The sequence below is a fragment of the Streptococcus sp. 3109 genome, from assembly GCF_013276905.1.
Lineage (GTDB): Bacteria > Bacillota > Bacilli > Lactobacillales > Streptococcaceae > Streptococcus.
In genome coordinates, this window is record NZ_VMLY01000008.1 from 54,889 (window position 1) to 65,668 (window position 10,780).

Sequence of the window (10,780 nt, forward strand, 5' to 3'; positions counted from 1 at the left end):
GAACTCACATGTCAATCATTGAAATGAGAGATGTCGTCAAAAAATACGACAACGGAACGACTGCCCTACGCGGTGTTTCGGTCAGCGTTCAACCAGGGGAATTTGCTTACATCGTAGGACCTTCAGGAGCAGGGAAGTCAACCTTTATTCGTTCTCTGTATCGTGAAGTAAAAATCGATAAAGGAAGCCTATCAGTTGCTGGTTTTAATCTGGTTAAGATCAAAAAGAAAGACGTCCCGCTTCTACGTCGTAGTGTTGGGGTTGTCTTCCAGGATTATAAACTCTTGCCAAAGAAAACGGTCTATGAAAATATTGCTTACGCTATGGAAGTAATCGGGGAAAATCGCCGTAATATCAAAAAACGAGTAATGGAAGTTTTGGACTTGGTTGGCTTGAAGCACAAGGTTCGTTCTTTCCCAAATGAGCTCTCAGGTGGGGAGCAACAGCGGATTGCGATTGCGCGCGCTATTGTAAACAATCCAAAAGTATTGATAGCCGATGAACCAACAGGAAACCTAGATCCGGATAATTCATGGGAAATTATGAATCTTTTGGAACGGATTAACCTACAAGGGACAACTATTTTGATGGCGACTCATAATAGCCAGATTGTAAATACCTTGCGCCACCGTGTCATTGCCATTGAAAATGGCCGTGTCGTTCGTGACGAATCAAAAGGAGAGTATGGATACGATGATTAGTAGATTTTTTCGCCATTTATTTGAAGCCTTAAAAAGTTTGAAACGAAATGGTTGGATGACAGTAGCTGCTGTCAGTTCAGTCATGATTACTTTGACCTTGGTGGCAATATTTGCTTCTGTTATTTTCAATACAGCGAAACTAGCTACAGATATTGAAAATAATGTCCGTGTAGTAGTTTATATCCGAAAGGATGTGGAAGATAACAGTCAGACAATTGAAAAAGAAGGTCAAACTGTTACAAATAATGACTACCACAAGGTATATGATTCTTTGAAGAACATGTCTACGGTAAAGAGTGTTACGTTTTCAAGTAAAGAAGAACAATATGAAAAATTAACCGAGACAATGGGAGATAACTGGAAAATCTTTGAAGGAGATGCCAATCCTCTCTATGATGCCTATATTGTAGAGGCAAATACTCCAAATGATGTAAAAACTATAGCCGAAGATGCTAAAAAAATTGAAGGTGTCTCTGAGGTTCAAGATGGCGGTGCCAATACAGAAAGACTCTTCAAGTTAGCTTCATTTATCCGTGTTTGGGGACTAGGGATTGCTGCTTTGTTAATTTTTGTCGCAGTTTTCTTGATTTCAAATACCATTCGTATTACCATTATTTCCCGCAGTCGCGAAATTCAAATCATGCGCTTGGTCGGAGCTAAAAACAGTTATATCCGTGGACCGTTCTTGTTAGAAGGAGCCTTTATCGGTTTATTGGGAGCTATCGCACCATCTGTTTTAGTCTTTATTGTATATCAAATGGTTTACCAATCTGTCAACAAATCGTTGGTAGGACAAAATCTATCCATGATTAGTCCAGATTTATTTAGTCCTTTGATGATTGCCCTACTATTTGTGATTGGGATTTTCATTGGTTCATTGGGATCAGGAATATCCATGCGCCGATTCTTGAAGATTTAGGTAAAATAATTATTTTTATGAGGAGATTGTAAAATCTCCTTTTTTGCTACAAGAGTTTTTGAAAAGAGATGCGTAGAAGAAAAGAACTTCCAAAAGAGTCGCTCAGAGAAGACTTCTTGATGGCTAATTTGAACTTGAAATTTGGCACTAGAAAATTTTTTGAAAAAAGTGTAATTTTTTTTGTAAAAGCCTTTACAAAAAAAATTAAAGTGGTATAATTAAATCATAAAAGGTGCAAACGTTTTCGTAAAACGTTTGCCTAAATAAAAATAAAGGAGATTTGAATGATGAAAGATACATTCAAAAATGTCTTGTCTTTCGAATTTTGGCAAAAATTCGGTAAGGCTTTGATGGTGGTTATCGCGGTTATGCCGGCTGCTGGTTTGATGATTTCAATCGGTAAGTCTATCGTGATGATTAACCCAACATTTGCACCACTCGTTATTACTGGTGGTGTCCTAGAGCAAATCGGTTGGGGGGTTATCGTTAACCTTCATATCTTGTTCGCCCTCGCTATTGGAGGAAGCTGGGCTAAGGAACGTGCTGGTGGTGCGTTTGCGGCAGGTCTTGCCTTTATCCTAATCAACCGTATCACTGGTACAATCTTTGGCGTATCAGGAGACATGTTGAAGAATCCAGAAGCTATGGTAACAACTCTCTTTGGTGGATCAATCAAAGTTGCTGATTACTTCATTAGTGTTATGGAAGCTCCAGCACTTAACATGGGTGTATTCGTAGGGATTATTTCTGGTTTTATTGGAGCAACTGCTTACAATAAATACTATAACTTCCGTAAGCTTCCTGATGCACTTTCATTCTTTAACGGAAAACGTTTTGTACCATTTGTAGTTATTCTTCGTTCAATAATTGCTGCAATTGTACTTGCTGCTTTTTGGCCACTTGTGCAAACTGGTATCAATAGCTTTGGTATCTGGATTGCCAACTCACAAGAAACTGCTCCAATCCTTGCACCATTCTTGTATGGTACATTGGAACGTTTGCTCTTGCCATTTGGTCTTCACCACATGTTGACTATCCCAATGAACTACACAGCTCTTGGTGGTACTTATGAAGTCTTAACTGGTGCAGCAAAAGGTAGCCAAGTATTTGGTCAAGATCCACTTTGGCTTGCATGGGTAACAGACCTTGTAAACCTTAAAGGTGCTGATGCTAGTCAATACCAACACTTGTTAGATACTGTTCACCCAGCTCGTTTCAAAGTTGGACAAATGATTGGTTCATTCGGTATCTTGATGGGTGTGGTTGTGGCTATCTACCGTAATGTTGATGCTGACAAGAAACACAAATACAAAGGTATGATGATTGCGACAGCTCTTGCAACATTCTTGACAGGGGTTACTGAACCAATCGAATACATGTTCATGTTCGTCGCAACACCTATGTATCTTGTTTACTCACTTGTTCAAGGTGCTGCCTTCGCTATGGCTGACGTCGTAAACCTACGTATGCACTCATTCGGTTCAATCGAGTTCTTGACTCGTACACCTATTGCAATCAGTGCTGGTATCGGTATGGATATCGTTAACTTCGTTTGGGTAACTGTTCTCTTTGCTGTAATCATGTACTTTATCGCAAACTTCATGATTCAAAAATTCAACTACGCAACTCCAGGGCGTAACGGAAACTACGAAACTGCTGAAGGTTCAGAAGAATCTAGCAGCGAAGTGAAAGTTGCAGCAGGCTCTCAAGCTGTAAACATTATTAACCTTCTTGGTGGACGTGCAAACATCGTTGATGTTGATGCATGTATGACTCGTCTTCGTGTAACTGTTAAAGATGCAGATAAAGTAGGAAATGCAGAGCAATGGAAAGCAGAAGGAGCTATGGGTCTTGTCATGAAAGGACAAGGGGTTCAAGCTATCTACGGACCAAAAGCTGACGTATTGAAATCTGATATCCAAGATATCCTTGATTCAGGTGAAATCATTCCTGAAACTCTTCCAAGTCAAATGACAGAAGCGCAACAAAACACTGTTCACTTCAAAGGTCTTACTGAGGAAGTTTACTCAGTAGCAGACGGTCAAGTTGTTGCTTTGGAACAAGTAAAAGATCCAGTATTTGCTCAAAAAATGATGGGTGATGGATTTGCAGTAGAACCTGCAAATGGAAATATCGTATCTCCAGTTTCAGGTACTGTATCAAGCATCTTCCCAACAAAACATGCTCTTGGTATTGTGACTGAAGCAGGTCTTGAAGTATTGGTTCACATTGGTTTGGACACAGTAAGTCTTGAAGGTAAACCATTTACAGTTCATGTTGCTGAAGGACAAAAAGTTGTAGCAGGTGATCTCCTTGTCACAGCTGACTTGGATGCTATCCGTGCAGCAGGACGTGAAACTTCAACAGTAGTTGTCTTCACAAATGGTGATGCAATTAAATCAGTTAAATTAGAAAAAACAGGTTCTCTTGCAGCTAAAACAGCAGTTGCTAAAGTAGAATTGTAATATACTTGAGGTTGGAAGCTGTATTCCAACCTCTTATTTTGGGAGAAAAGAATGAAATTTTTAACACTCAATACTCACAGTTGGATGGAGAAAGAAGCAGAGGAAAAATTCCAGATTTTGCTTGAGGATATTCTTGAAAAGGACTATGATTTGATTTGTTTCCAAGAAATCAATCAGGAGATCACATCTCCAGAGGTGGAGGTCAATGACCTTTATCAAGCTTTGCCAGCAGCTGAGTCTATTCACCAAGATCACTATGTTAGACTCTTGGTTGAAAAGTTGTCTGAGCAAGGGAAAAATTACTACTGGACCTGGGCTTATAACCATATCGGTTATGATCGCTACCATGAAGGTGTGGCTATCTTGTCTAAAACACCTATTGAAGCCAGAGAAATTTTGGTTTCAGATGTGGATGATCCAACAGACTATCATACTCGCCGTGTTGCCTTGGCTGAAACTGTAGTCGATGGTCAGGAGCTTGCAGTTGCAAGTGTCCACCTTTCTTGGTGGGATAAAGGTTTCCAAGAAGAATGGGCACGATTTGAGGCTGTCTTGAAAGAATTGAACAAGCCGCTTTTGCTAGCTGGAGATTTCAACAATCCGGCTGGACAGGAAGGCTACCAAGCGATTTTAGCTAGTCCATTAGGCTTACAAGACGCTTTTGAAGTTGCTCAAGAGAAAAGTGGTAGCTATACTGTTCCACCAGAAATTGATGGCTGGAAGGGGAATACAGAACCCCTTCGAATCGACTATGTTTTTACTAGCAAGGAGTTAGCGGTAGAAAATTTACATGTCGTATTTGATGGCAACAATAGTCCGCAAGTGAGTGATCACTATGGCTTGAATGCTATTTTAAACTGGAAATAATGACTGATACTCTTCGAAAATCTCTTCAAACCACGTCAACGTCGCCTTGCCGTACTCAAGTACAGCCTGCGGCTAGTTTCCTAGTTTGCTCTTTGATTTTGAGTATGAAAAGAGGTTGGAATCATGAAATTCCAGCCTTTTTCTGACTAGAGATGCTACTGGAAATAGCCTAATACTCTTCGAAAATCAAATTCAAACCACGTCAGCTTCACCTTGCCGTACTCAAGTACAGCCTGCGGCTAGCTTCCTAGTTTGCTCTTTGATGTTCATTGAGTATAAATAAGTGAGGCTACTGAAATGGAATAAAATGTGGTATAATTGATAGGATAGATAGAATCGAGGATAGTATGTCATTTACGAAATTTCAATTTAAACACTATATTAGAGAAGCCTTGGAGGAGTTAAAATTTACAACTCCAACAGAGGTACAAGATAAGTTAATTCCCATTGTCTTGGCAGGTAGAGATTTGGTTGGAGAATCAAAAACAGGTTCGGGTAAGACTCACACTTTCTTGTTACCGATTTTTCAGCAATTAGATGAAGCTAGCGATAGTGTACAAGCAGTGATTACGGCACCGAGTCGTGAGTTGGCTACTCAAATTTACCAAGCAGCGCGTCAGATTTCATCTCACTCAGATGTCGAAGTTCATGTGGTTAATTATGTGGGTGGTACAGATAAGGCCCGCCAGATTGACAAATTGGCAAGTAACCAGCCTCATATTGTTATCGGAACACCAGGCCGTATTTACGACTTGGTTAAATCCGGTGATTTGGCTATTCACAAGGCCAAGACCTTTGTGGTCGATGAGGCAGACATGACCTTGGATATGGGATTCTTAGAAACTGTTGATAAGATTGCTGGCAGCCTTCCAAAAGACCTGCAATTCATGGTCTTCTCAGCGACTATTCCACAAAAACTGCAACCATTCTTGAAAAAATACTTGTCAAATCCTGTCATGGAGAAAATCAAGACCAAAACGGTCATTTCTGATACCATTGATAATTGGTTGATTTCTACTAAGGGACGTGACAAGAATGCTCAAATTTACCAGTTAACTCAGTTGATGCAACCGTATTTGGCAATGATTTTTGTTAACACTAAGACACGTGCTGATGAATTGCATTCATATTTGACTGCTCAAGGCTTGAAGGTTGCGAAAATCCATGGGGATATTGCCCCTCGTGAGCGTAAACGTATCATGAACCAGGTTAAAAATTTGGATTTTGAGTACATTGTCGCAACAGATTTGGCGGCGCGTGGAATTGATATTGAAGGTGTCAGCCATGTTATCAATGATGCCATTCCGCAAGATTTGTCCTTCTTTGTCCACCGTGTTGGTCGTACCGGACGCAATGGCCTACCAGGTACAGCTATTACCCTTTACCAGCCAAGTGATGACTCGGATATCCGTGAGTTGGAGAAATTGGGAATCAAGTTTACTCCTAAGATGGTCAAAGACGGAGAATTTCAAGATACTTATGACCGTGACCGTCGTGCCAACCGTGAGAAAAAACAAGATAAACTTGATATTGAAATGATTGGTTTGGTTAAAAAGAAAAAGAAAAAAGTCAAACCAGGTTATAAGAAGAAGATTCAATGGGCGGTTGATGAAAAACGTCGGAAAAACAAGCGCGCTGAAAATCGCGCTCGCGGTCGTGCAGAGCGTAAAGCAAAACGTCAAACATTTTAATAGCAATTGTTGGAGTACTGAGCTCCAACTTTTTGCTTTATGAGAACGAACTATCTATACAGAAACACTACATTATAGACTGCAAATTGCGTTTAAAAATGGTATAATGGTAAAGTTATATAGTCCCGATAAGATGGTAGAAATTTCTATTTTTTCTTTCGAGTCGCAACTCGCAAAGAATGACGGCTCCAAAGTCGTTCGTCATTCTACGGTTGTCGCTATAGGGTGGTCACCCTATGCGCCTTACTAGCTTCAGAAATAAAAAAGTGTCGTTTTTATTTCTTTCGAGTCGCAACTCGTGGATGATAGGGATTTCTATCAGTACTTTGTAACTCTATAACACTATTTTTAAGGGGGGACATTTTTATGTCAGAACGTAAATTATTCACGTCTGAGTCTGTATCTGAGGGGCATCCAGATAAGATTGCAGACCAAATTTCAGATGCGATTTTGGATGCTATTTTAGCAGAGGATCCAGAAGCGCACGTTGCTGCTGAGACAGCTGTATATACTGGTTCCGTCCACGTTTTTGGTGAAATTTCTACAAATGCCTATGTGGATATTAACCGTGTGGTTCGTGATACCATTGCAGAGATTGGCTACACCAATACAGAATATGGTTTTTCTGCTGAGACAGTGGGAGTCCATCCGTCACTTGTTGAGCAATCACCTGATATTGCTCAAGGTGTTAACGAAGCCTTGGAGGTTCGTGGAAATGCAGACCAAGATCCACTTGATTTGATTGGTGCTGGAGACCAAGGGCTTATGTTTGGATTTGCAGTGGATGAAACAGAAGAGCTCATGCCATTGCCAATTTCACTCAGTCATAAGTTGGTTCGTCGTCTGGCAGAACTTCGTAAGTATGGGGAAATTAGCTATCTTCGCCCAGATGCTAAATCACAAGTTACAGTTGAGTATGATGAAAATGACCGTCCAGTACGTGTGGACACAGTTGTTATTTCAACTCAGCACGATCCAGAAGTCAGCAACGAACAAATTCACAATGATGTCATTAACAAGGTTATCAAAGAGGTTATTCCAGCCTCTTACTTGGATGAGCAAACCAAATTCTTCATCAACCCAACTGGTCGCTTTGTAATCGGTGGACCTCAAGGAGACTCAGGCTTGACTGGTCGTAAGATTATCGTGGATACCTATGGTGGCTACTCTCGTCACGGTGGTGGTGCCTTCTCTGGTAAAGATGCGACTAAGGTGGACCGTTCAGCTTCTTATGCGGCTCGTTATATTGCCAAGAATATCGTTGCAGCAGGTCTTGCTAAGAAGGCAGAAGTGCAATTGGCCTATGCTATCGGTGTTGCCCAGCCTGTTTCTGTTCGTATCGATACCTTCGGTACAGGAACAGTAGCTGAAAGCAAGCTTGAAAAAGCAGCGCGTCAAATCTTTGACCTTCGCCCTGCAGGAATTATCCAAATGCTGGAACTTAAGCGTCCAATTTACCGTCAAACAGCAGCTTATGGACACATGGGACGTACAGATATTGATCTTCCATGGGAACGTTTGGACAAGGTAGATGCTTTAAAAGAAGCAGTCAAATAAAATCTTAAGAGGGGAACTTCCTCTCTTTTTTATAGTTTTTAACTATACTGGGATACTGTTCTGAAAATCCATTTTGCGAAAGTAGAGATTTACATGTATTTCTTTAAAAATGATAAAGGTTGAGATTTCTCCTTGTAATAGATAATCATGGGGATATTTCAATCCAAAGTTTTATTCGTTATCACTTGACTATTGCAAGGTTTTCTATAGCAACAGAGTCATGGAATGGACTCATGGTTGAGATTTCTCCTTGTTGCTTGGACTTCATTCAAAAGTCTGTTACCCAAGCCTTGTTCAAACTTCCAATACACTAGCTGTTTCCATAGCATGACTTCTGCACTAGACTTTCTTTTCCGAATAAATAGATAGAACCATAGAATCTAGTAAACCTAGAATTAAAACTGTGGTATAATATTAGCAATAAAAGGAATCTGGAGGATTAGAATCATGGTATCAACAAAATCACAAATTGCTGGTTTTGAGTTTGACAATTGCTTGATGAATGCAGCAGGTGTGGCTTGTATGACGATAGAGGAGTTAGAAGGAGTTAAAAACTCAGCGGCAGGAACCTTTGTCACTAAGACAGCGACCTTGGAATTTCGTCAGGGAAATCCTGAGCCACGCTATCAAGATGTCCCACTTGGTTCTATCAACTCTATGGGCTTGCCGAATAAGGGCTTAGACTATTATTTGGACTATCTTTTGGACTTGCAGGAAAAAGAGTCAAACAGAACTTTCTTTTTATCTCTAGTTGGCATGTCTCCAGAGGAAACCCATACTATCTTGAAAAAAGTCCAAGAGAGTGAGTTTCGTGGTCTGACTGAGCTAAATCTCTCCTGCCCAAATGTTCCAGGTAAACCTCAGATTGCCTATGATTTTGAGACAACAGACCGGATTTTGGCAGAGGTGTTTGCCTACTTCACCAAACCTCTTGGAATTAAATTGCCACCATATTTTGATATTGTTCACTTTGACCAAGCGGCAGCTATTTTCAACAAGTATCCTCTCAAGTTTGTCAACTGCGTCAACTCTATCGGAAACGGCCTTTATATAGAAGATGAGTCTGTCGTTATTCGTCCTAAAAATGGTTTCGGTGGGATTGGGGGAGAGTACATCAAACCGACTGCTCTAGCCAATGTTCATGCTTTCTACCAACGCTTAAATCCTCAAATCCAAATTATCGGAACAGGTGGCGTTCTGACTGGTCGAGATGCCTTTGAACATATCCTCTGTGGAGCCAGTATGGTGCAGGTGGGAACCACCCTTCACAAAGAAGGAGTTGGTGCTTTTGACCGCATTACCAATGAACTAAAAGCTATCATGGTGGAAAAAGGGTACGAGAGCCTAGAAGATTTCCGTGGGAAATTGCGCTATATTGATTAAATTAAATCTAAAAATCAGAAGAAAGGAGAGAAGATGCTAGCCATTGAAGAAAGCCAGAAGTTGACTTTATCAAATTTACCGAGCCTGAGCCTGTTTACAGGCATAGACCAGGGTCAGTTTGAAGTGATGAAGAGTCAAGTATTGAAACAGATTGGCTATGATTCTGCTGACCTCAACTTTGCCTACTTTGATATGAAAGAAGTGGTTTACAAGGATGTTGAACTGGAGTTGGTCAGCCTTCCTTTCTTTGCCGATGAAAAAATCGTGATATTAGACCATTTTGTCGATATGACAACAGGCAAGAAACGCTTTTTAACAGATGATGAACTTAAGTCGTTTGAGGAATACCTTGACAATCCTTCGCCAACAACCAAGTTGGTAATCTTTGCGGAAGGAAAGCTGGATAGCAAAAGACGGTTGGTTAAATTACTTAAGCGTGATGCCAAGGTTTTTGATGCAGTAGAAGCCAAAGAACAAGAACTGCGCCAGTATTTCCAAAAGTGGAGCCAGAAACAAGGTCTACAGTTTACCAATCATTCTTTTGAAAATCTTCTCGTCAAGTCGGGTTTTCAATTTAGCGAAATCCAGAAAAATCTGCTCTTTTTACAGTCCTATAAGGCAGATTCTGTTATCGAAGAAGAGGATATTGTCAACGCTATTCCCAAGACCTTGCAGGACAATATCTTTGACTTAACTCAGTTTATTCTGACTAAAAAGATGGACCAGGCGCGTGACTTGGTTAGAGACTTGACCTTGCAAGGGGAAGACGAAATTAAGCTCATAGCTGTCATGCTGGGACAATTTCGGACTTTTACTCAGGTGAAAATTTTGTCGGAGTCTGGGCAAACAGAATCACAGATTGCAAGTAGTTTAGGTAGTTATCTGGGACGCAATCCCAATCCCTATCAAATCAAGTTTGCGTTGAGGGATTCACGAGGACTTTCCTTGAGCTTTTTGAAGCAAGCTATTTCCTATTTGATTGAGACAGACTATCAGATTAAGACAGGACTTTATGAAAAAGGTTTCCTTTTTGAAAAGGCACTCTTACAGATTGCTAGTCAGGTAAATTGAAATTATTTTTGAAACTATAACCCGTGTCAAGATTATCTTGTCGTGGGTTTCTTGCTGATTTGCTTGTTTTATACTCAATGAAAATCAAAGAGCAAACTAGGAAACTAGCCGCAGGTTGCTCAAAGC

General features: G+C 40.5%; 8 protein-coding genes. All 8 read left to right on the forward strand.

What is annotated here, in order from left to right; all coding sequences use genetic code 11:
• Window positions 1-8: 8 nt before the first annotated feature.
• The 8 genes from ftsE to holA all read left to right on the forward strand — a co-directional run bounded on the left by ftsE (window position 9) and on the right by holA (window position 10,654).
• Window positions 9-701 carry a cell division ATP-binding protein FtsE gene (gene ftsE, locus HT698_RS05655; protein ID WP_000022265.1) on the forward strand — a complete coding sequence of 231 codons (693 nt, stop codon included), beginning with the start codon at window positions 9-11 and terminating at the stop codon, window positions 699-701.
• Window positions 694-1,620 (forward strand): permease-like cell division protein FtsX, encoded by a 927-nt coding sequence (gene ftsX / locus HT698_RS05660; protein WP_000625541.1) that lies wholly within the window; start codon window positions 694-696, stop codon window positions 1,618-1,620. The genes ftsE and ftsX overlap by 8 nt, the downstream gene beginning before the upstream one ends.
• A gap of 284 nt (window positions 1,621-1,904) precedes the next feature.
• Window positions 1,905-4,085, forward strand: coding sequence for a PTS transporter subunit IIBC (locus tag HT698_RS05665; protein WP_173217656.1), 2,181 nt, complete (start codon window positions 1,905-1,907; stop codon window positions 4,083-4,085).
• Window positions 4,086-4,136: 51 nt separating this feature from the next.
• Window positions 4,137-4,952, forward strand: a complete 816-nt coding sequence (locus HT698_RS05670; protein ID WP_173217654.1) for an endonuclease/exonuclease/phosphatase family protein — start codon at window positions 4,137-4,139, stop codon at window positions 4,950-4,952.
• A 347-nt stretch (window positions 4,953-5,299) separates the two neighbouring features.
• Window positions 5,300-6,643, forward strand: coding sequence for a DEAD/DEAH box helicase (locus HT698_RS05675; RefSeq protein WP_173217652.1), 1,344 nt, complete (start codon window positions 5,300-5,302; stop codon window positions 6,641-6,643).
• A gap of 366 nt (window positions 6,644-7,009) precedes the next feature.
• Window positions 7,010-8,200: a methionine adenosyltransferase gene (metK, locus tag HT698_RS05680; RefSeq protein WP_173217650.1), complete on the forward strand. Its 1,191-nt coding sequence runs from the start codon at window positions 7,010-7,012 to the stop codon at window positions 8,198-8,200.
• Window positions 8,201-8,647: 447 nt separating this feature from the next.
• A complete protein-coding gene (locus HT698_RS05685; protein ID WP_173217648.1) occupies window positions 8,648-9,583 on the forward strand; it encodes a dihydroorotate oxidase in 936 nt (311 codons plus the stop codon).
• Window positions 9,584-9,616: 33 nt separating this feature from the next.
• Window positions 9,617-10,654 (forward strand): DNA polymerase III subunit delta, encoded by a 1,038-nt coding sequence (gene holA / locus HT698_RS05690; RefSeq protein ID WP_173217646.1) that lies wholly within the window; start codon window positions 9,617-9,619, stop codon window positions 10,652-10,654.
• The last annotated feature ends 126 nt before the right edge of the window (window positions 10,655-10,780 follow it).